The sequence below is a fragment of the Arthrobacter sp. B0316-1-20 genome (assembly GCF_059091865.1).
Genome location: NZ_JBNHHC010000003.1, coordinates 32,237 through 53,405, shown reverse-complemented (window position 1 = coordinate 53,405; position 21,169 = coordinate 32,237). Strand labels below are relative to the sequence as shown.

The following is a 21,169-nucleotide window of genomic DNA, read 5'->3' as shown; positions in this document are numbered from 1 at the left end:
CGGTGTGGAAAATAAGCGTTCGGTCTTAGACACCGATGACGAACGCGAACACCAGTCCGAGGATAGCCAGAGCTTCAGTCAGGGCCAGACCCAGGAAGGCGATCGGCTGCAGCACACGCTGTGCCTCGGGCTGGCGAGCGACACCGTTGATGTACGCGGCGAAGACCAGACCCACACCGATGGCACCGCCGATTGCGGAGAGGCCGTATCCGATGAGGTTGAGGCTACCGTGGATTTCCATTTTGTTCCTTTCAAGATGCCCGTCGGGCAGGTTGTTGGTTCAGGCGCTTCCCCAGAGGGGAAATTTAGTGTTCCTCGGCCAAGGAGCCTTGGATGTAGATCGCGGTCAGCAGGACGAACACGTACGCCTGCAGGACCTGGATCAGGATTTCGAAGAAGTACATGGCGACACCGCCCGCAATGGTCAGCACTCCCAGCGGCTTGAACCAGAAGTCGGCTTCGACCAGTAGGTATTGTGAACCGGCGGCGGCCAGCATGATGATCAGGTGGCCGGCCAGCATGGTGGCGAACAGACGGAGGCTGTGCGTGACCGGGCGGACCAGGAAGGTGGAGATGATCTCGATGAGGACGACCAGCGGAAGGATCGCCTTCGGAACGCCGGTGGGAACGACGGCGAGCTTGAAGTAGCCGACGCCGTGCTTCTTGATGCCCAGGGCGATCCACGTAATGTAGACGACGCCGGCCAGGGCGTAGGCCGTGCCCACGTGCGACGGGGTCGGCAGCTGCAGCAGCGGAATGGAGCCGAAGAGGTTGTTCACCAGGATGAAGAAGAACAGTGCCATCAGCAGCGGGACGAACGGCCTGAAGTCGCGCTCACCGATGATGTCCTTGCCCACCGAGTTGCGGACGAAGTTGTAGCTCATTTCGCCCAGGTGCTGCAGCTTGCCGGGAACAAGCTGGCGGCGGCGGGAGGCCGCCACGAAGAACCAGGAAATCAGTGCGACGGACAGCAGGACCAGCAGCATCTGCTTGCCGAAGCCCTCACCGTACGGGGCCATCCACGGGAGAACCTCCGGTAGATGCATATCTTCGAGGCTCGGTGGGACGAAGCCACCTTCATCAGCGGCCGCCGGAAGCGCAAGCGCGATCAACGCGTTTCCTCTCTGCAGTGTCCATCTTTGGGCGTTTCAGGGTGGGTCGCCATCGAGGCAGGCCACCATATAAAGTTTTCTGACATTTAGGTGTGGTCCCCCGCGCCATCCTCATGGCGGCGCCGGGCGCCGCGCGTGAGGTTGTGTTTGCGGGCCAGATAATATCCGCCTCCAGCGCCCAGAACGGCGCCGACGAAAATCAGCCAGCGGGTATCCAACAGATAGTCCAAACCCCAGCCTACCAAACCCCAGGCGATGATCCCGCCAAGGATATAGGTGAGGACGGTGTTGCCGCCCTGGTAGGTGGAATCGTCCCCGGAACCGCTCCGCGCGGGGCCGGATGTGCCTTTAGAGGCCATGTCCGATTTCCCCTTCCGAATGCTGCCGACGGTCCGCCGGCTCCGGTTCGGGGTCGGCGTACAACTGGTGCCGGGTGCGCGAGAAGGCGAACACTTCGGCCGCCTGCCAGACCACCACGGTGGCCACCGCCGCAACAAAGAACCAGGTCCGCTCGAGCCACATCGGGGTGCCGATGAGGAAGAGAGCCGCCCCAAAGCCCACTACTTTGATGATGTAGGTGGCGATGAAGGCACCGATGGCGCCGGAAGGATTGGACCGCCCCACGTAGTGGCCCACCAGCAGGCTGATCGCGAAGAACAGCACCACCAGCGTCGCGCCGAGCAGGGCACTCAGGGCACCGGCCGCACCCGCCGCCACCGTTGACATCACGATGACCAGCCCGGCGGTTGCACCGCCGGCGACCAGGGCGGACCGCAGGATCTTCAGCCACGGCGACCGGGTGGGACCGGATGCAGCGACAGCTGCGCCAGCGGCGGAGTGGCCGTCGTGGCGTGAAGCGCGCATTGGTAGTCCGTTTTCGATCGCGGTGCGGGGCGGGCCGGAACGGCCGGGTTTATTCTACATGAGATAGAACTTGCCTACGAGTCGGGCCCCGCCGTTACGCCGCCCGGTTGGCGGCGTTGGATGAGCGGCGGCTGAAGAGCACCGGCGCCCGCAAGTAAAAAACAACGACGGCGGCGCACGCGGCGATGGCTGCCGCCTTGCCCGCGAGGCCCGATTCGGCCGCCAGGTAGCCGCAGAAACCGGTCAGCAACGTACAGCCGGTGACCAGCAGCGCCGACTGCACGTGGCTGAAGCCCACGTCCGTCAGCCGCTGGTAGGCGTGCTGCCGGTGCGGCGTGTACCACCGCTCCCCCGCGCTGATCCGGCGCAGCAGCGTGGCGAGCGTGTCGGCCAGGTAGATGGCCACCGGTCCCAGCAGGTACTCCGCCTGCACGCCGTCCAGAAAGGCGGTGATGCCCAGCATGGCCAGGCCCGCCCCCAGCAGGTAGCTGCCGACGTCGCCCAGGAAGACGTTCCCGCGGCCCAGGTTCCAGGGCAGGAACGCCGCAAAGGCGGCCGCCACCACGGTCCCGCCGACCACCAGCCAGCCGTGGCCGGTGATGGCGCCGGTAGCGGCGAACATCAGTCCGACGGCCGTGCCGTGCAACCCGGAAATCCCGTTGATGCCGTCCATGAAGTTGGCGATGTTGATGTAGGCCGCCAGGGCGAGGGCGCCCAGGGGCAGCCACCACCACGTCTGGCCGGTGAGTCCGATGGCCAGTGCGGTGCCGCCGACTCCGATGCCCAGCTGCAGCGCGGCCCGGCCGCGGATGGACAGTCCCCGGAAGTCTTCGATCCAGCCCAGCAACGCGGCGGCGGCGGCCACCCCGGCGACCGCGAGCAGCAGTTGCGGCGCCTCGACGGCGCCTCCGAGCGCGGCGATCAGCAGGCCTGCCAGCAGCCCGGCCGCCACCGTGATGCCCACGCCGCGGACGACGACGCGGGTGTGCGAGGACCGCTCGTTCGGCACGTCGAGCACGCCCAGCCGCTTGAGCACCGGGATCAGCGCGAACGGCAGCAACAGGCTGAGCAGGAGGGCCGCGGCAACGGCCACCACGGCTGCCGTCACGACGCCCGCTCCCGCCCGTCGTCCTTGAGCCCGGCCTCGAGTTCATCGTCGGCGGATGCTGCCGGCGGGACCACGTCGTCGAGTTCGTCGTCAGCGGCCGCTGCCGCCGGGACCACGTTTATCGCCCCGGTCGAGGCCGAGATCAGGTCCTGCCGGCTCTTCCACTCGGACAGGCTCATCAGGTCCGGGTCCAGGCCCTCGATGGAGGCGTGCGAGATTTTGGGGTGCAGGGGACGGGAATCGCTTTCGCCCTCCCCGATCAGGTCCTCGTGCAGCTTTTCGCCGGGGCGCAGGCCGGTGAACACAATTTCCACGTCCTTGCCCGACATCGCGATCATCCGCTCGGCGACGTCCAGGATCTTCACCGGTTCGCCCATGTCGAGGATCAGCACTTCCCCGCCGCTGCCGATCGCGCCGGCCTGGATCACGAGCTGGCAGGCTTCCGGAATCGTCATGAAGAACCGGGTGGCCGCGGCGTCGGTGACCGTGACCGGACCGCCCTTGCGGATCTGCTCGCTGAACAGCGGCAGCACCGAGCCGCGGCTGCCCAATACGTTGCCGAACCGAACGGAGACGTACTTCTGCCCGGTCTGCTGCGCCACCCAGGCCGTCAGCTTTTCCGCCACGCGCTTGGAATGGCCCAGCACGGTGGTTGGGTTGGCAGCCTTGTCGGTGGAGATGTTGACGAAGGTCGCCACGTGCGCGGCGCGGGCCGCGCGCAGCACGTTCAGCGAACCGAGCACGTTGGTCTTCCAGGCCTCCTCCGGGTACTGCTCCAGCAGCGACACGTGCTTGAGCGCCGCGGCGTGGAACACCACTTCCGGCTTCCGGTCGAGGAAGATGGCCTCGAGGGCGGCGGGGTCGCGGATGTCGGCCAGCACGGTGTCCCTGCCCGTGAGCAGGCCCTTGCCGGTGATCGAGATCTGCGTGCCCTGCAGCCCGGTCTCGTCGCGGTCCAGCATGATCAGCTCGGCCGGCTGGAAGGCGTGGATCTGGCGGCACAGTTCGGAACCGATGGACCCGCCGGCGCCCGTGACCAGCACGCGCTTGCCGGTGACGTAGTGGGCAATCTCTTCGACGTGGATATCCACCGGCTGCCGCCCGATGAGGTCCTCGATGTCCACCTCGCGGAAGGAAAAGTCCTGGCGGCCGGTGAGCATTTCCTTCAGCGGCGGCACCACCAGCACCCGCATGTTCCGGCCCGCGATGCTGTCGGAGATCTGCCGCATCCGCGCGGAGTCGATGTCCGCGATCGCCACCAGCAGCACGGTCGCCCCGGTGCGCTGCGCTATCTCCGGCAGGTCCTCCATCCGGCCCAGCACGGGGACTGAGGCGATGCGCAGGTGCTTTTTGGCCGGATCGTCGTCGATCAGCCCCACCGGCAGCCAGGGCGAGGCCGGGTCGTTGCTCATCCGGGTCACGATGTTGTTGCCGACGAAACCGGCGCCGTAGATCAGCGTCCGCTCCGCCTCGTCGCCCGGTTTGGCCTTGCTTTCCACGTACATCCGCTTCAGGTAGCGGACGGCGGCCATGAACAGGCAGGCGAACGGGAAGGCGATCAGGCCGGTGCCGCGCGCGATGCCCAGCGAGATGCCGAACAACAGCAGTCCGACGCTGAGGATCAACGACACCGAGATGGTCACCATGACCAGCAGCTTGGCCTCGTGGAAGCTGCCGAAACTGTAGCGGCCCTTATAGAGGGCGAACGCAGACCCGACGGCCATCTGGGCCGCGATGGCCACCGCGCAGAGCAGGATAATGCCGGGAATCTTGGTCAGGCTCAGCGTCATCTCGTAGCGCAGGAAGACGGCCAGCACGATGGCCAGGACCCAGGCCAGGGAGTCCAGCAGGATCTGCGACCAGAGCCACAGGGCCCGGTCGCTGCTGGCGGTCTTGCCGCGGGGAAGAGCGGAATCGTGGCTCATGCCTCTACGGTCTCCCCCAGGCCCAGGATGCCCGGCACGACGGTGCGCAGGGCCTCCAGGCTGATCGTGCCCTCGCGGACCACCCGCAGTGTGGCGGAGGTGCAGTCGACGATGGTGGAGGGAACCGCCGTCGTGCCGTCCACGGGCCGGAAGCCGTCTTCCAGGTAGACCTCCACCGACTCGGCCAACTGTTCCTTGGCCTGCGCGGCCGTCTGCGCCGACGGCTGCCCGGTGCGGTTCGCGGAGGACACGGCCAGCGGCCCGGTGGCCGCCAGCAGTTCCAGCGCCAGTTCGTCGTCGGGCATGCGCAGGGCGACGGTGCCCTTGGTCTCGCCCAGGTCCCAGGTCAGCGACGGCTGCGCGCGGAAAATCAGGGTCAGACCGCCGGGCCAGAAGGTGTCGGCGAGGGCCCGGGCTTCGTCGCCCACGTCGGTGGCCAGCCCGTCCATGGTCTGCGGCCGCGGCACCAGCACCGGCGGGGGCATTTTGCGCCCGCGTCCCTTGGCGGCCAGCAGGGTGGACACGGCCTGCGGCGAGAACGCGTCGGCGGCGATCCCGTAGACGGTATCGGTCGGCAGGACAACGCACTGCCGGTCGGCGATGGCGGCTTGGGCTGCCGCCAGTCCCTCGCTGCGGGCGGCGGCGTCGTCGCAGTTATACGTAGTGCTCACAGACTCATTGTTCCATTCTCATAACCGTCGGGCCGACGTGGCCCGCTCGCGCCCGGTCAGATCGTAACGGGTGGCTACCTGGTCCCAGCATCCGGCCGAGCGCAGGAGGGAGTGCACGGCAGCGGCCTGGACTTCGGCGTGCTCCATGATGAAATGGCCGCCCGGCTTCAGCAGCCGCGCGGCCGTCGCCGCCGTCGCCGCCGGCAGTTCCATGCCGTCCGCTCCCCCGCCGTAGAGCGCCATCTGCGGGTCGTGCTCGGCCACTTCGGGCTCGCGCGGGACCGCTTCGGCGGGGATGTACGGCGGATTGGAGACGACGACGTCGAACGTTCCGTCGTGCGCGGACAGCGCGGTGCGCAGGTCCCCCCGCAGGAGGGTGACGCCCAGCGGCGCCAGGTTCCGTTCGGCCCAGGCGTGGGCGAGGGCGCTCAGTTCCACCGCGTAGACGGTGGCCGTGGGAACTTCGCTGGCCACGGCGGCGGCGATCGCGCCGGAGCCGGTGCCCAGGTCCACCACTTTGGCCGCGGGCAGGGCGCGGGCGCGGTCGATCGCGTGCTGGGCAACGGTTTCGGTTTCCGGCCGCGGGACGAACACGCCCGGTCCCACCTGCAGTTCGAGATGCCGGAAATAGGCGCGGCCGGTGATGTGCTGCAGCGGGATGCGGGTGGCCCGCTCGGCCACCAGGTCCTCGAGCCCGGGCGGAGCTTCCGCTCCCAGCAGGGCCAGCGCGCGGACTCGCCCCGGGGAGACGTCCAGCAGGTGGGCGGCGAGCAGTTCGGCGTCCACCCGCGGCGAGGGGACGCCGGCCTCGGCCAGCCGCGCGGCGGCGGCGGACAGGGCGTGGGCCAGGTTCGTGGCGGGCACTGCCGGCTAGTTTTCCTCGCCCAGGGCGGCCAGCCGGTGTTCCTCGTCCGCCTGGATGGCGGACTGGATCACCGGTTCCAGTTCACCGTTCATCACCGCGTCCAGGTTGTAGGCCTTGTAGCCGGTGCGGTGGTCGGCAATCCGGTTTTCCGGGAAGTTGTACGTACGGATGCGCTCGGACCGGTCCATGGTGCGGATCTGCGACTTGCGCGTCTCGGAGTTCGCGGCGTCGATCTGCTCCTGCTGGTGGGCCAGCAGCCGCGCCCGGAGCACGCGCATGCCGGCCTCGCGGTTCTGCAGCTGGGACTTTTCGTTCTGCATCGCGACCACGATGCCGGTGGGCAGGTGGGTAATGCGCACCGCCGAGTCGGTGGTGTTCACCGACTGGCCGCCCGGACCCGAGGAACGGTAAACATCGATCTTCAGGTCGTTCTGATGGATATCCACTTCTTCCGGCTCGTCCACTTCCGGAAGCACCAGTACGCCTGCGGCGGAGGTGTGGATGCGGCCCTGCGATTCGGTCACCGGGACGCGCTGGACGCGGTGCACGCCGCCCTCGAACTTGAGCCTGGCCCAGACGCCTTCGGACGGGTCGTTGGAGTTGCCCTTGATGGCCATCTGGACGTCCTTGTAGCCGCCCAGGTCGGACTCCGTCGCGGAGATGATCTCGGTCTTCCAGCCGCGGGATTCGGCGTAGCGCATGTACATCCGGAGCAGGTCGCCGGCGAACAGGGCCGCCTCGTCGCCGCCTTCGCCGCCCTTGACCTCGATGATCACGTTGCGCGCGTCGTCCGGATCGCGCGGGATCAGCAGGCGGCGGAGCCGTTCCTGGGCGATTTCGAGTTCGGCTTCGAGTCCGGGCACCTCGGCCGCCAGTTCGGGATCCTCGTCGGCGAGCTCGCGTGTCGCTTCGAGGTCGTCCGCCAGGTGCGACCAGCGCTTGTACGCCTCGACGATGCCGTTCAGCTCCGCCGACCGCCGCCCCAGCTTCCGGGCCCGGGCCTGGTCGGAATAGACGGCAGGGTCGCTCAATTCCTTCTGGAGCTCGGCGTGCTCGTCAAGAAGCCCCTGAACGGACTCAAACATCTTCAAACCTCTTTCGACTCACAACAAGTCTAAATAGCAACGAAAGGGACGGCAGGTAAGGCGGCTTAAACGACAAGCCGCTCAGAATCTTTCTCCGGCCCGGGAGTGGCATCGGGCCTGCCGTAGCGCGGAGGCTCGAGTCCGTAGGACGAGAGCCTCCGCGCGAAGGGGCGGGGCCGGAGAAAATTCTGAGCGGTAACCCAGCTACTTGTCGTTTTCGGCCTTCGAGCCGAGCGTCGTCTTCTGGACCTGCATCAGGAACTCGACGTTGGACTGCGTCTCCCGGATCTTGCCGGTGAGCAGTTCCAGCGCCTGCTGGGTGTCCAGACCGGAGAGGACGCGGCGCAGGCGCCACATGATCTTGACCTCTTCGGGCGAGAGCAGGTTCTCCTCGCGGCGGGTGCCCGAGGCGTTGACGTCGACGGCCGGGAAGATGCGCTTGTCCGCCAGCGAGCGGGACAGTCGCAGTTCCATGTTGCCGGTGCCCTTGAACTCCTCGAAGATGACCTCGTCCATCTTGGACCCGGTCTCCACCAGTGCGGTGGCGAGGATGGTCAGGGAGCCGCCGTTTTCGATGTTCCGGGCGGCGCCGAAGAAACGCTTCGGCGGGTACAGCGCCGAGGAGTCCACGCCGCCGGAGAGGATGCGGCCCGAGGCCGGGGCGGCCAGGTTGTAGGCGCGGCCCAGACGGGTCATCGAGTCCAGCAGGACAACCACGTCCATGCCCATCTCCACCAGCCGCTTGGCGCGCTCGATGGCCAGTTCGGCCACGGTGGTGTGGTCGTCGGCGGGACGGTCGAAGGTCGAGGCGATGACCTCGCCCTTGACCGTGCGCTGCATGTCCGTGACCTCTTCGGGCCGCTCATCGACCAGCACCATCATGAGGTGGACCTCGGGATTGTTGGTGGTGATCGCGTTGGCGATGGACTGCAGGATCAACGTCTTGCCGGCCTTCGGCGGGGAGACGATCAGGCCGCGCTGGCCCTTGCCGATCGGAGCCACCAGGTCGATGACGCGGGGGCCGATCTTCTTCGGCTCGGTCTCCAGGCGCAGCCGCTCGGACGGGTACAGCGGGACCAGCTTGGTGAAGTCCACGCGGTCCTTGTTCTCCTCCACCGGCTTGCCGTTGACGGAGGTGAGCTTGACCAATGCGTTGAACTTCTGCCGGTTGCCCTGGCCGCCGGAATCGCCGTCACGCGGGGCGCGGATGGCGCCGACGACGGCGTCGCCCTTGCGCAGGTTGTGCTTCTTGACCTGGGCCAGCGAGACGTAAACGTCGTTCGGTCCGGGCAGGTAGCCCGAGGTGCGCACGAAGGCGTAGTTCTCCAGCACGTCCAGGATGCCGGCAACGGGCAGCAGCACGTCGTCGTCGGAAATCTCGGTGTCGTCGACTTCGGGACCGCGGTCGCGGCCGCGGCGACGCTCGTTGCGGTCGCGGTAGCGGGTGTTGTTGCTGTCGTTGTCGCGGCGGTTGCGGCGGTTGCGGTTGCGGCCGCGGCCGCCCTCGTCGCCGTCATCCTGGCGGGTATCGCGGGTGTCGCGCTCCCGGGTGTCGCGCTCCCGGGTGTCGCGGGAATCGCGGTTGTCCCGGTTGTCCCGGGTGTCGCGGTCGGCGTCGCTGCGGTTGCGGTTGCGGCTGCGGCGGTCGGACTGGCCGTCTCCGCGGCCGGACTGCTGCTGCTGGCCGGCGGCGTCCTGGCCGTCCCTCTTCTCTTCCTGCTGAGCCTCGGCCGGCTTGCCGTCCGCAGCTTCCTGCGGTGCGTCGGCCTTGGTCTCGGCCGCGTCCTGCTGCCCGGATTCGGAGCGGCGGTTGCGTCCGCGGCTGCGGCGCTCCTGGCGTCCGTCGCCGTCGCCCGGTGCGTTGTCCGCCGCGGGGGCCTGGGCCGGCGCGGTGTCGGCCGGGGCCTCGGTGGTGGCGGCGGCTGCTTCCCCGTCGGCGGCAGCCACGGTGCCGTCGCTGCTGGCGCGGCGGTTGCGGTTGCGGGTGCGGCTGACCCGCTCCGCCGCCTTGGTCAGATCGCCGCCGGCGGTGCCGCCGGTCGCGCCGCCGCTTGCCGCGCCGGTGGTCTCTTCCTTGGCCGCCGGAGTTTCGGTGCGCACCGGCTGCTCGGCCTTCTTGGCCGTGCGGTCTGCCACGGAGGAGCCACGCTGGTGGTCGGAGATTGCGGCGACCAAGTCGCCCTTGCGCATCCGCGAGCCGCCGGTGATGCCGAGCTGCCCGGCCAGCACCTGCAGTTGGGCCAGCTTCAGGCCGGCAAGGCCTGCACTCTTCGGTGCAGGAGAGTCTATTGTTTCCACACCTGCGGTCAGGTCAGTGGTTTCGGTCACGAAGGATCCTTCCCCCTCGTCGGGCGGTGTGCATATGAAGCGCACCGCGTTGTTTGCTACCCGGCCGTTGCATGAGAAGCCCGGCTGGGTCCGGTATTGCCTGCGGCGTCGTGCCGAAACAAGTCCGGGTGATCAGAGATGAAAAACCTTGAAACAAGCCGTCCGGATGGAACGAGTGAGGTCCTGTCCGGCCGATGGCCGGCAGCAACGCCGTTGAGTGCCGCGGAAGGCTCCTGAAAGGCTGCACCTGGAACGGGGATCCTGCCCAAACGGCTACTCGGCTTGCTTGATCCGGAGCATCCGGCAGGTGTCCTCGCCGGTTAATCCCGGGGGTGCACTTCCACTTTAGCACCATCTGTGTCCACTGCCAGTTTCAGCACCCGCCAGTTTCCCGGCGAGTCGCGGCGTTCCAGATGCGCGGCGATGGCCTGCTGGACCTGCTCCGCTTCGGCCTCGTCGGCGGCGAGTGTCAGCACGGTGGGTCCGGCACCGGAGACGACGGCGGCGTGGCCCTGGCTGCGCAGCGCCGCGATCAGCGCGGCGCTGGGTTCCATGGCCGGTGCCCGGTGCCGCTGGTGCAGCCAGTCTTCGGTTCCGGCCCGCAGCAGGGACGGATCGCGGGTCAGCGCGTGGACCAGCAGGGCGGCGCGGCCGGAATTGGCGGCGGCCACGTGGTGCGGCACGGACGCGGGCAGGAGGTTGCGCGCGGTTTCCGTGGACAGCTCGTAGGCCGGGATGGCCAGCACGGGCACGATGTCCGGGCAGATCGGCACGCAGGTGCTGGCGAACACGCCGGCCTCTTCCCAGGAGATGGCCAGCTGTCCGCCCAGGGCCGGAGCCACGTTGTCGGGGTGGCCCTCCAGCGCCGAGCAAACCTGCAGGATGTCCGCCGCCCCCAGCCGTTCCCGCTCCGGCAGCAGCGCGTTGGCCAACAGCACGGCGGAGACGACGGCGGCGGCCGAGGATCCCATGCCGCGGCCGTGCGGAATGAGGTTCCGGGCCCGCAGGCGCAGCCCGCCGGCGTCGTACCCGGCCTCACGCAGCGTGCCGCGCAGGGTGCGGATGATCAGGTGGCTTTCATCGGCGGGAAGGCCCGCCGCGCCCTCGCCGCTCACGGAGGCGTGGAAGACGCCGTCGTCGGTCGATTCCACCGTGACGGTGTCGTAGTAGGCCAGGGCCAGGCCCAGGCTGTCGAAGCCCGGGCCCAGGTTGGCGCTGGTGGCCGGAACCCGCACGGTGACACGCTGGCCGGGCGCGATGCGTCCGGCCACGGCGGTGCCCTCCCCCGGCAAGGTGCTGCTACTCAAGACCCAGGGCGCTGGCCACGCTGACCACGTCGAAGTCCACCTTGACCGGCGCCGCCTCGCTGCCGTCCTCGGTCTGCAGGGCCCACTGCGGGTCCTTCAGCCCGTGGCCGGTGACCGTGATGACGATGGTCTTGCCCGCGGGCACCTCGCCGGCCGCGTGCTTCTTGAGCACGCCGGCAACGCCTGCCGCGGAGCCGGGCTCCACGAAGACGCCCTCGCGGGAGGAGAGCCAGCGGTGCGCGGCCAGGATCTCGTCGTCGGTCACCGAGTCGATCAGGCCTCCGGACTCGTCGCGTGCGGCGATGGCGGTGTCCCAGGAGGCCGGATTGCCGATCCGGATGGCGGTGGCGATGGTTTCCGGTTCGGTTACCGGGTGTCCCAGCACCAGCGGCGCCGCGCCGGCGGCCTGGAAGCCCCACAACGTGGGGGTCTTGGTGGCGACCGGCGGGAGCATGCCGGCAATGGCCGATTCGTACGGCGCGGCGTACTCCTGGTACCCCTTCCAGTACGCGGTGATGTTGCCCGCGTTGCCCACCGGCATCACGTGGATGTCCGGGGCGTCGCCCAGGTAGTCGACAGTCTCGAAGGCCGCCGTCTTCTGGCCCTCGATGCGTGCCGGGTTCACCGAGTTGACCAGGAACACCGGGTAGGCCTCGGAGAGCTTGCGGGCCACTTCCAGGCAGTTGTCGAAGTTGCCGTTGATCTGGATGATCTCGGCGCCGTGCGCGATCGCCTGGCTCATCTTGCCCATGGCGATCTTGCCGGCCGGCACCAGCACCGCGCACTTCAGCCCGGCCTGGGTGGCATAGGCGGCGGCGGACGCGGAGGTGTTGCCGGTGGACGCGCAGACCACCGCCTTGGCGCCGGCCTCCACGGCCGCGGTGATGGCCATGGTCATGCCGCGGTCCTTGAAGGAGCCGGTGGGGTTCATCCCCTCCACCTTGAGGTAGACCTCGGATCCGGTCAGTTCGGAGAGGGCCTTGGCCTGCACCAGCGGGGTGCCGCCTTCGCCGAGGGTGATGATCTCGGTCTGCTCCGATACCGGCAGCCGGTCCGCGTATTCGCGGATGACGCCGCGCCATTGGTGGGCCACTTAGATTCCTTCTACTCGCAGGACAGAGGTAACAGCGTTGACGATGTCGAGCCCGCGCACGGCCTCGACGGTTGCGGCCAGCGACGCCTCGGAGGCCCGGTGGGTGACGAAGCGCAGTTCGGCGGTCACCTCGCCGCCGTCGTGGGCGGGATCCAGCGGGCCCTCGGTGTGGATGGTCTGGCGCATGGTCTCGATGGAGACCCCGTGCTCGGCGAAAACGCCGGCAATCTGGGCCAGCACACCGGGCCGGTCGGCCACGTCCAGGCCGATGTAGTAGCTGGTGCGCACCGAGTCCAGCCCGACGGCGGGCAGGTCCACGGTCGCCGTTTCGGTCCGGCCCGGGCCGCCGCCGACCATGCGCCGGGCGGCGCTGACCACGTCGCCGACCACGGCCGAGGCGGTCGGCGCGCCGCCGGCACCCTGGCCGTAGAACATCAGTTCGCCGGCGTTTTCCGCTTCCACAAAGACGGCGTTGAACGCCCCGTGCACGGCGGCCAGCGGGTGCTGGCGCGGCAGCAGGGTCGGGTGGACGCGCACGGACACGCCCTCGCGGCCGTCGGCGCCGCTCAGCCGCTCGGCGATCGCCAGCAGCTTGATCACGTAACCGGCGTCCCGGGCCGCGGCGATGTCGTCGGCGGAGACGGAGCTGATGCCCTGGCACTGGACGTCGGCCAGGTCGACCGCGGTGTGGAAGGCCAGCCCGGCCAGGATCGCGCCCTTGGCGGCGGCGTCATGGCCTTCGATGTCGGCGGTCGGGTCGGCTTCGGCGTAGCCGAGCTCCTGCGCGGCGGCCAGCGCCTCGCCAAACTGGGCGCCGGTGGAGTCCATCTGGTCCAGGATGTAGTTGGTGGTTCCGTTGACGATGCCCATCACCTTGGTGACGCGGTCCCCCGCCAGCGACTCGCGGATCGGCCGCAGGATGGGGATGGCCCCGGCCACGGCCGCCTCGAAGGAGAGTTCGACGCCGGCGTCGTCGGCCTGGGCGTACAGCTCCTGGCCGTCGGCGGCCAGCAGGGCCTTGTTGCCGGTGACGACGGCGGCGCCGTTGTCGATTGCGGTGCGGATCAGCGTCCGGGCCGGTTCCAGTCCGCCCAGCAGTTCGATCACGATGTCCGCGTCCTTGACCAGCGTCGCGGCGTCGGTGGTGAACAGCTCTGCGGGCAGTGCCACGGCCCGTTTGGCGGCGGCATTCCGCACCGCGATGCCGGTCAGTTCCAGCCGCGCGCCGGTCCGCGCGGCCAGCACGTCGGCGTCGTCAAGCAGGATGCGGGCCACCTGGGCGCCGACATTTCCGCATCCCAACAGTGCTACCTTCAGCGTTTTCATGCTGCCCAAACTCTCAGTCTTAGTCTTACTCGCAATTACTGCTGACCGGCCGGCGCTCAGCCCAGGTCGCGGGCCAGCAGGTCGGCTTCGGTTTCGCCTCGGATGATCAACCGCGCCTCGCCGCCGCGCACGGCAACCACAGGTGGCCGGGCAACGTAGTTGTAGTTGCTGGAGAGCGCCCAGCAATAGGCCCCGGTCGCCGGCACCGCCAGCAGGTCCCCCGCCTCGATGTCCTCGGGCAGGTAAACGTTCCTGACTACAATGTCACCGCTCTCGCAGTGTTTACCAACCACGCGGGAAATAATCGGGGCCGCGTCCGTCACACGGGAGGCCAGCGCCGCCGAGTAATCGGCGTCATAGAGCACCGGCCGGGCGTTGTCGCTCATGCCTCCGTCCACGGACACGTAGCGCCGCGGGCTGCTGCCGCCGCCCTCCGTGTCCACCTGGACGGTCTTGCGGGTGCCGGCCGAGTAGAGCGTGAACGTGCTGGGCCCGGCGATGGCCCGGCCCGGCTCGATCGAGATCCGCGGCACCGGGATGCCCAACCGCTGCGTGACGGAGCGCACGACGGCGGCCATCGCCTGGGCGAGTTCCGCCGGCGGGCGGGGGCTGTCGGCCTCGGTGTAGGCAATGCCGTAGCCGCCGCCCAGGTCCAGTTCGTGCAGGTCCACGCCGTGGACCCGCTTGACCTCGGCCACGAACGTGAGCAGCCGCTCGGCCGCCAGCGCGAAGCCCTCGGGCTCGAAGATCTGCGATCCGATGTGGCAGTGCAGGCCCAGCAGGTTGATGGACTCGTGCTCCAGCGCCGCCGCCACGGCCTGAGCGGCCGGCGAGCCGGCCGGCCGGGGCAGCGCGCCGTCGTCGTGCCCAGCGCCGTCGTCGGCGCCGGCCATCGAGAGCCCGAACTTCTGGTCTTCGTGCGCCGTTGCAATGAACTCGTGGGTGTGCGCGTGCACGCCGGGGGTCAGCCGCAGCATCACGTTGGCCATTTCACCGCGGGCCGCGGCGATGGCTCCCAGGCGTGCCAGTTCGTCCAGGCTGTCCACTACGATGCGGCCCAGCCCCATGTCGAGCGCGCGGTGGAGTTCGGCGTCCGACTTGTTGTTGCCGTGCAGGCCCAGGTCCTCCCCCGGGATGCCCGCGCGGGCGGCCACGGCCAACTCCCCGCCGCTGCAGGTGTCCAGCCGCAGCCCCTCCTGCGCCACCCACCGGGCAATCTCCACGCTGAGGAACGCCTTGCCGGCGTAGTACACGTCGACGCCGCCGCAGAGCGTGCTGAAGGCCTCGTCGAAGGCCTGCTTGAACCCGCGCGCGCGGGCCCGGAAGTCGTCCTCGGACACCACGAACAGCGGCGTGCCGAACTGCTCTTTCAGCCGGGTGACGCCGAGGCCGGAGATTTCCAGCTCGCCCTCCGCGCCGCGGGACACGTCCCGGGCCCAGAGCTTTGCGTCCAGCCGGTTGACGTCCTGCGGGCAGGTGAGCCAGTCCGGAGCCAGGTCGGACGCGGCGGCGGTTTCGTGTGCTGCGGGCATTACATCCTCTCCGGCGCGCTGACACCCAGCAGCCCAAGACCGTTGGCCAGGACCTGGGTGACGGCGGCGTTCAACCACAGGCGGGTACGGTGCGTATCGGTGACTGCGCCGTCGCCGATCGGCGTCACCCGGCAGGCGTCGTACCAGCGGTGGTAGGCGCCGGCGATGACTTCTAGGTGCCGGGCGACGCGGTGCGGTTCGCGCAGCTTCGCGGCGGTGGCGACCACCGACGGGTAGGCCCCGAGCACGGCCAGCAGCTCGTTCTCCGTGGCATGGTCCAGCAGCGAGGCATTGAAGGCGCTGCGGTCCACGCCGGACGAGGCCGCGTTGCGCGCGACGGCGCAGGTGCGCGCATGGGCGTACTGCACGTAGAAGACCGGGTTGTCGTTGCTGTGCTTGACCAGCAGGTCCAGGTCGATGTCGATGTTGGAATCGGCGTGCGAGCGGGTGAGGGCATAGCGGGCGGCATCCACGCCCACGGCGTCGACCAGGTCCTCCATGGTCACCACCGTGCCGGCCCGCTTCGACATGCGCAGGGGCTTGCCGTCCTTGACCAGGTTGACCATCTGCCCGATCAGCACTTCCACCCGGTCGGCGTCGTCGCCGATGGCGGCCGCGGCGGCTTTCAGCCGGGCGACGTAACCGTGGTGGTCTGCGCCGAGCATGTAAATGCACAGGTCAAAGCCGCGGTCCCGCTTGTTCTTGAAGTAGGCGATGTCGCCGGCAATATAGGCGGCATTGCCGTCGGACTTGATGACGACGCGGTCCTTGTCGTCGCCGAAGTCGGTGGACTTCAGCCACCAGGCACCGTCCTGGAAGTAGAGGCTGCCGGAGGTTTTGAGCTGCTCCAGCAGCTTTTCGACCGCGCCGTCCTCGAACAGGGAGTTCTCGTGGAAGTAGACGTCGAAGTCCACCCCGAACTCATGCAGCGATTCCTTGATGGCGCCAAACATCAGTTCGACGCCGCGGCTGCGGAACTCTTCCTGCGGGTCGGCCGCCGACAGCGCATCCGGATTCTGCCGCAGCACCGCCTGGGCGATGTCCGCGATGTAGTCACCGCCGTAGCCATCCTCGGGGGCGGGTTCGCCCTTTGCCTTCGCCAGCAGCGAGCGGGCGAAGCGGTCGATCTGCGACCCGTGGTCGTTGAAGTAGTACTCGCGCGTGACGTCGGCACCCTGGGCGGCCAGGATGCGGGCCAGGGCGTCGCCGAGTGCCGCCCAGCGGGTCCCGCCCAGGTGGATCGGACCGGTCGGGTTGGCGGAGACGAATTCGAGGTTGATCCGCTGGCCCGCCAGGTCGCCGGCGGTGCCGAAGGCGCTGCCGGCCTCCACGATGCTGCGGGCCAGCGTTCCGGCTGCGGCGGCGTCCACGGTGATGTTCAGGAATCCGGGTCCGGCGATGTCCACCCGGCTGACGCCGTCGATCTTCTCCAGCCGCGCGCTGAGGATTTCGGCGAACTGGCGCGGGCTCATGCCGGCCTTCTTGCCCAGCTGCATGGCGATGTTGGTGGCCCAGTCCCCGTGCTCGCGGTTCTTGGGGCGCTCCACCCGGACCTCGCTGGGCATTTCGACGGCGAAGTCGCCGGCGTCGACGGCGGCCTGCAGGCAGGCGGCAATGGCAGCGGAAAGTTCTTCAGGAGTCACCCCACAAGCATAGGGCAATCCCTTGATCCGACCGGCTTTCGGCGGGCTGGCTGTGACCGGGCTCGCAGGCGCACTGTGCCGGCCGGACCGGCCACCTTGCATGCGGCCGCCGTCGGGGCCGGTCCGGGCGCATTTCTTCTGGCGGCGCAGATACTGATAAGCTCAATAGGTCCCGCAGGGCACCGGGTTTCCAGCCGGTGCCGCGCCCTCGTAGCTCAGGGGATAGAGCGTCTGCCTCCGGAGCAGAAGGCCGTAGGTTCGAATCCTATCGAGGGCACTGAAGCGCAGGACAAGGGAGAATCCCCGGCTCAAGAGCCGGGGATTCTCCCGTTAACGGCAGCCGGCCTGCGCCGGAGTCACCTCACTCGCCGTCTCCCGGCCCGTCGAAGCGGCGGTCGACGCCCACCTGGTCCACCTTGCGGTGGAAATGCATGCCGGACCTGCCACCAAGAATGGCACCGGCGAGCGAGACCAGCGCGGCGACGACCAGGAATACGATGCCGCCGGTCGTCAGCTCCCCTTCGCCTAGGGGCACGCGGGGGAAACTGTTCAAGCTGCTCAGCACATTGAACTGGCTGCCGGCGATCAGCCCCAGGATGGCGAGCACAATGGCAACCACGATCGCCCACAGCCACACGGCCAGCCCCTGCTTGACGCCGTCGAAGCGGGCCATCCGGCCGGCCACGTACCCGCCGCAGAAATACGAAATGAACAAGATGACGGCCAGGATGATCCCGCCCACTATGCCGACCGTCCCCAGGTTCCGGGACGCCTGCTCGGCGACCTGCGCGGGATCGGCGCTCTCGGCGATCCCCACGGCGGCGCCGATGGCGGCCATCAGCGCCGTCAGGATGACTCCGATCCCGGTGGCCGCGAGCCAGCCGAAGAACGCGGAGCCCCACTTGATGCCGCCGAATTGGCGCCTCTCCGCCGCTACCACGTCATTGCGTCGTTGTTTCGGGCTTCTGGCCCCTTCTGCAGCTGAACTCATCACCGGTTCTCCTTTATTCGCTTGGGGTGCGCGCACCCGGCAGGCGCATGCACCCTGCTCATCCGCCGCGCATCGCCCGCCGGACTACTAAGCACACTTATGAGTGTGCCTGCACGCGGGCCGCGGTACAAGGACAACCCCCGGCGTGCCGCGGAGGGAAACGGCCCCCTAGCGGGCCGCGCTGCCTGCCGGCTGCCGCGCGCCGGCGGCGGCGCCACCGCCGCGGAAGGTGCGGCGGTAGGACGCCGGGCTCACGCCAACGGACCTGGCGAAATGGTGGCGCAGCAGCACCGCCTGGCCGAACCCGGTAATCCGGGCGATCTCCTCGATGTTCAGGTCCGATTCCTCAAGCAGTTCCTGCGCACGCAGCACCCGCTGGGCGTTGATCCATGCCGCCGGCGTCGCGCCGGTCTCGGCCCGGAACCGGCGGGCGAAGGTGCGCTCGGACATGTGGACCCGCGCGGCCAGCTGGGCAACGCTGACGTCCTGGGCCAGGTTCTCGGACAGCCAGGCCAGCAGGTCCTTGAGGGTGTGGCAGCCGGCCAGCGACATGGGCCGGTCAATATATTGCGACTGGCCCCCGGCCCGATGCGGCGGCACCACCATGTCCCGGGCGATGGCCGACGCCACGGATGCCCCGAGTTCGGTCCGGACCAGGTGCAGGCAGGCGTCGATTCCGGCGGCGGTGCCGGCGCTGGTGATGATGCGCTCGTCCTCCACGTACAGCACGTTTTCGTCGACGTCGACCTGCGGATATTCGGCGGCCAGCTGGTGCGAGTACTGCCAGTGGGTGGTGGCGCGCCGGCCGTCCAACAGCCCAGCTTCGGCCAGCACAAAGGCCGCCGAGCACACGGACAAGACCCAGGCGCCGCGGGCGTGGGCCGCCCGCAGGGCCTGCAGAAGTGCTTCGGGGGCCTGGTCCATGCGCTGGTACGGCGCCACCACCACGAGGTCCGCGTCGTCGGCGGCCTCCAGCCCGAGGGGGACATTGAGGGAGAATCCCAGCTTGCTGCTGACGACCCCGGGCACGGGAGTGCAGATCCGGAAGTCGAACGCCGGAACGCCGGTCCCCCGGTCGGAACGGTCGATGCCGAAGACTTCGCAGACCACCCCGAATTCGAACGGCGCAGCTCCGGGAAGCACCACCACGGCCACCTTTTTCAGCATGCCCCCAGTATGGCAGTTTTTTATGCTTTATGGTCGTTTCTGCCACTCTTTTTTTGCCGGCCGCAGGACCACCATGGAGGCATGGAACTCCTCCTGATTACCGCACTGGCACTCCTCGTCATCATCGAAACCCTCCGGCTGATCCTGCGTGACGGACGGGGCAACACCCCGCCGGAACGCTCACAGGCCGACTGGACGGCCGGCTCCACCCCGAGCCGCCCCTACACCGACCTCGCCCGGCTGGCCTGACCCGGCCACCCCTCCGCGGGTTCCTGACGAAGGGACCCGCGGGACCCGAGCTTTTCCACGGCAGCGCGGGTCCCCCCTGCGCCCGACTGCCGGCGGTGGGCGGACAGGTCGCGCTACTGGCGGTGGGCGAACAAGTCGCGCAACAGCGCGATCTCGGCCAAGTGATGAATCATTTCCCGGTTGATGTGCAGCACCAGCGTCCCCATGGAGCGATCGGCATAGGGGCCTTCGGCCGGCCCGCAGGGCGCCGCCAGCCCCTCGACGCCGAGTCCCCGGACCCCCGCGGTCCAGTGCGCATAGTATTCGTCCAGCAGTTCCAACGCGCCCGACGCCGTGCCCGGATAGTCGAACGATTCGTAGCTGACCGGCGGCCCGTTGAAGTGCGAGGCGTTACGGCTGCCCAGCACGCCCACCAGAATGTGGCCCAGCCGCCAGGCGACGGTGGTCACCGGCGGCGGCACCGGCTCCGGAAGTCCGAAGTCGATCGTGAAAATGCCGGCGCCCACCGCCATCGGGGCGGTACTGGTCCCGCGGTGCCGCACGTTCCAGCAGCCCTCGGCGGGCTCCCAGAAGTACTCTTCGTCGGTGAGCCCCTCCAGCCGCGGCCGGGCCTGGGCGTCCCAATGCCACGTCAGCTGCTCGAGCAACTCCTCGGCTGCATTGAAAGACATGCCCGCTCCTCCCAACGGCGGCTCCCCGCCTGGGGAGCCCGGGAATCCATCATGCCGGGCGGCCGGCTGTTTGCCCATAGTCGGGACGCACCCCCTGCAACCGGGCAGGTTGCCGACGCCGGGCCCCCTGCATCACGGACCGATCCTGTCCGGAATTGGGACTAGAGTGGCCCTGTTGCCGGAACGACCGGCACCCGCGCGTGCTGCACGATTCGGCACGCTCCGGCTGCTGAAGTCAGGTGGGCCATGCTCGAAACATCCGCGCGGCTGCTGCAGTTGCTCTCCCTGCTTCAGATGCGCCGGGAGTGGACCGGGTCCGCCCTGGCCGAGCGGATGGGTGTCACCGAACGGACGGTGCGCCGCGACATCGGCAAACTCCGCAGCCTCGGGTATCCCATCAATGCGTCCCCCGGCGTGGCCGGCGGCTACCAGCTGGGCGCGGGCGCGCAGCTTCCGCCGCTGCTGCTCGACGACGACGAAGCCCTCGCCGTCGCGCTGGGTCTTGGGGCGGTGACCGCCAGCCCGGTGGCCGGCGTCGGCGAGGCGTCGCTCCGGGCGCTGACCAAGCTGGAGCAGGTGCTGCCGGCGCGGCTCCGGCCCAAGTTTTCCACGCTGAAGAACGCCGTGGTCACCCTGGCCGGCCCCACCGCGGCCGTTGACCCCGAGGTGCTGACCGGGATCTCCACCGCCATCGCCGAACGGCGCGTGGTCGGCTTCCGCTACGCCAAGGCGGACGGCGAGTCCGGCCGCCGCCTGGCCGAACCGTACCGGCTGGTGGACACCGGCCGGCGCTGGTACCTGGTGGCCTACGATACCGGCCGGCAGGACTGGCGCACCTTCCGGGTGGACCGGTTCGAGTCGGTTCCCACGACGCGTGAACGCTTTGCCCCGCGGAAGTTGCCGCAGCCGGACCTGGCCGCCTACGTCCAGCAGTCGATCACCAGGTCCCCGTATCGGTTCGACGTGGTGGTCCGGATCGACGCTCCCCTGCAGGCCGTCGCCGAGCGGATCCCGCCGAACATCGCCGTCCTGTCCGACGACGGCGGGGCCACCGTGCTGCGCGCCGGTTACGATTCGCTGGACTACCCCCTGGTCGAGCTGGCCGCCACCGGCTTTGCGTTCGAGATCCTGGAGCCGGCGGAATTCCGGCAGCGCGCCGCGGAGCTCGCGGGCCGGCTGGCTGCCGCGGCCGGCACGGGAACGGCGGCCGCCCCTACCGCCTAGGTGGGACA

At 69.0% G+C, this 21,169-nt stretch carries 19 protein-coding genes, 1 tRNA gene and 1 pseudogene; 3 read left to right on the top strand and 18 right to left on the bottom strand.

Annotation, left to right across the window (positions count from 1 at the left end; translation table 11 throughout):
- Positions 1-25 precede the first annotated feature (25 nt).
- The 15 genes and pseudogenes from AC5RW2_RS05485 to argS form a co-directional block, all read right to left on the bottom strand.
- A complete protein-coding gene (locus tag AC5RW2_RS05485; protein ID WP_494000124.1) occupies positions 26-241 on the bottom strand; it encodes a F0F1 ATP synthase subunit C in 216 nt (71 codons plus the stop codon).
- Positions 242-305: 64 nt separating this feature from the next.
- Positions 306-1,112, bottom strand: coding sequence for a F0F1 ATP synthase subunit A (gene atpB / locus AC5RW2_RS05480; RefSeq protein ID WP_494073728.1), 807 nt, complete (start codon positions 1,110-1,112; stop codon positions 306-308).
- A gap of 86 nt (positions 1,113-1,198) precedes the next feature.
- Positions 1,199-1,471, bottom strand: a complete 273-nt coding sequence (locus tag AC5RW2_RS05475; protein ID WP_494012427.1) for a hypothetical protein — start codon at positions 1,469-1,471, stop codon at positions 1,199-1,201.
- The gene (locus tag AC5RW2_RS05470; RefSeq protein WP_494073727.1) at positions 1,461-1,976 is read right to left on the bottom strand and encodes a Cg1360 family ATP-synthase-associated protein; all 516 of its coding nucleotides are present in this window, start codon (positions 1,974-1,976) and stop codon (positions 1,461-1,463) included. Before AC5RW2_RS05470 ends, AC5RW2_RS05475 begins: the two co-directional genes overlap by 11 nt.
- Before the next feature lie 94 nt (positions 1,977-2,070).
- Positions 2,071-3,084: an MraY family glycosyltransferase gene (locus tag AC5RW2_RS05465; protein ID WP_494073726.1), complete on the bottom strand. Its 1,014-nt coding sequence runs from the start codon at positions 3,082-3,084 to the stop codon at positions 2,071-2,073.
- Entirely contained in the window at positions 3,081-5,009 is a 1,929-nt protein-coding gene (locus tag AC5RW2_RS05460) for a polysaccharide biosynthesis protein (RefSeq protein ID WP_494073725.1), read from the bottom strand. The genes AC5RW2_RS05465 and AC5RW2_RS05460 overlap by 4 nt, the downstream gene beginning before the upstream one ends.
- 11 nt (positions 5,010-5,020) lie before the next feature.
- Positions 5,021-5,680 (bottom strand): annotated as a pseudogene (locus tag AC5RW2_RS05455) (L-threonylcarbamoyladenylate synthase); the annotation flags it as partial.
- Between the two features lie 18 nt (positions 5,681-5,698).
- Positions 5,699-6,544: a peptide chain release factor N(5)-glutamine methyltransferase gene (gene prmC / locus AC5RW2_RS05450; RefSeq protein WP_494073724.1), complete on the bottom strand. Its 846-nt coding sequence runs from the start codon at positions 6,542-6,544 to the stop codon at positions 5,699-5,701.
- Between the two features lie 6 nt (positions 6,545-6,550).
- Positions 6,551-7,630 carry a peptide chain release factor 1 gene (prfA, locus tag AC5RW2_RS05445; protein WP_494000132.1) on the bottom strand — a complete coding sequence of 360 codons (1,080 nt, stop codon included), beginning with the start codon at positions 7,628-7,630 and terminating at the stop codon, positions 6,551-6,553.
- 204 nt (positions 7,631-7,834) lie between these two features.
- On the bottom strand, positions 7,835-9,958 hold the full coding sequence (gene rho, locus AC5RW2_RS05440) for a transcription termination factor Rho (protein WP_494073723.1): 2,124 nt from the start codon (positions 9,956-9,958) through the stop codon (positions 7,835-7,837).
- A 320-nt stretch (positions 9,959-10,278) separates the two neighbouring features.
- Positions 10,279-11,265, bottom strand: a complete 987-nt coding sequence (gene thrB, locus AC5RW2_RS05435) for a homoserine kinase (protein WP_494073722.1) — start codon at positions 11,263-11,265, stop codon at positions 10,279-10,281.
- Complete coding sequence (gene thrC, locus AC5RW2_RS05430) at positions 11,258-12,358, bottom strand: threonine synthase (protein ID WP_494073721.1); 1,101 nt, start codon at positions 12,356-12,358, stop codon at positions 11,258-11,260. The genes thrB and thrC overlap by 8 nt, the downstream gene beginning before the upstream one ends.
- Positions 12,359-13,684, bottom strand: coding sequence for a homoserine dehydrogenase (locus AC5RW2_RS05425; RefSeq protein ID WP_494073881.1), 1,326 nt, complete (start codon positions 13,682-13,684; stop codon positions 12,359-12,361). It abuts the gene before it with no gap.
- A gap of 56 nt (positions 13,685-13,740) precedes the next feature.
- A complete protein-coding gene (gene lysA, locus AC5RW2_RS05420; RefSeq protein ID WP_494073720.1) occupies positions 13,741-15,216 on the bottom strand; it encodes a diaminopimelate decarboxylase in 1,476 nt (491 codons plus the stop codon).
- Positions 15,216-16,859 carry an arginine--tRNA ligase gene (gene argS, locus AC5RW2_RS05415; RefSeq protein WP_494000137.1) on the bottom strand — a complete coding sequence of 548 codons (1,644 nt, stop codon included), beginning with the start codon at positions 16,857-16,859 and terminating at the stop codon, positions 15,216-15,218. The genes lysA and argS overlap by 1 nt, the downstream gene beginning before the upstream one ends.
- 204 nt (positions 16,860-17,063) lie before the next feature.
- On the opposite strand from argS, the gene AC5RW2_RS05410 reads away from it, so the two are divergent.
- A tRNA-Arg gene (locus AC5RW2_RS05410) sits at positions 17,064-17,136 on the top strand.
- Between the two features lie 84 nt (positions 17,137-17,220).
- On the opposite strand, the gene AC5RW2_RS05405 is transcribed toward AC5RW2_RS05410, so the two are convergent.
- Complete coding sequence (locus tag AC5RW2_RS05405) at positions 17,221-17,850, bottom strand: hypothetical protein (RefSeq protein WP_494000138.1); 630 nt, start codon at positions 17,848-17,850, stop codon at positions 17,221-17,223.
- Between the two features lie 168 nt (positions 17,851-18,018).
- Entirely contained in the window at positions 18,019-19,017 is a 999-nt protein-coding gene (locus AC5RW2_RS05400) for a GlxA family transcriptional regulator (protein WP_494073719.1), read from the bottom strand.
- Positions 19,018-19,098: 81 nt separating this feature from the next.
- Between AC5RW2_RS05400 and AC5RW2_RS05395 the strand changes: the two genes are divergently transcribed.
- Complete coding sequence (locus AC5RW2_RS05395) at positions 19,099-19,266, top strand: hypothetical protein (protein WP_494000140.1); 168 nt, start codon at positions 19,099-19,101, stop codon at positions 19,264-19,266.
- A gap of 113 nt (positions 19,267-19,379) precedes the next feature.
- Here the strand turns inward: AC5RW2_RS05395 and AC5RW2_RS05390 are convergent, their stop codons facing one another.
- Positions 19,380-19,937, bottom strand: coding sequence for a DinB family protein (locus AC5RW2_RS05390; RefSeq protein WP_494073718.1), 558 nt, complete (start codon positions 19,935-19,937; stop codon positions 19,380-19,382).
- A 246-nt stretch (positions 19,938-20,183) separates the two neighbouring features.
- On the opposite strand from AC5RW2_RS05390, the gene AC5RW2_RS05385 reads away from it, so the two are divergent.
- Positions 20,184-21,161: a helix-turn-helix transcriptional regulator gene (locus tag AC5RW2_RS05385; RefSeq protein ID WP_494000142.1), complete on the top strand. Its 978-nt coding sequence runs from the start codon at positions 20,184-20,186 to the stop codon at positions 21,159-21,161.
- Positions 21,162-21,169: the final 8 nt, after the last annotated feature.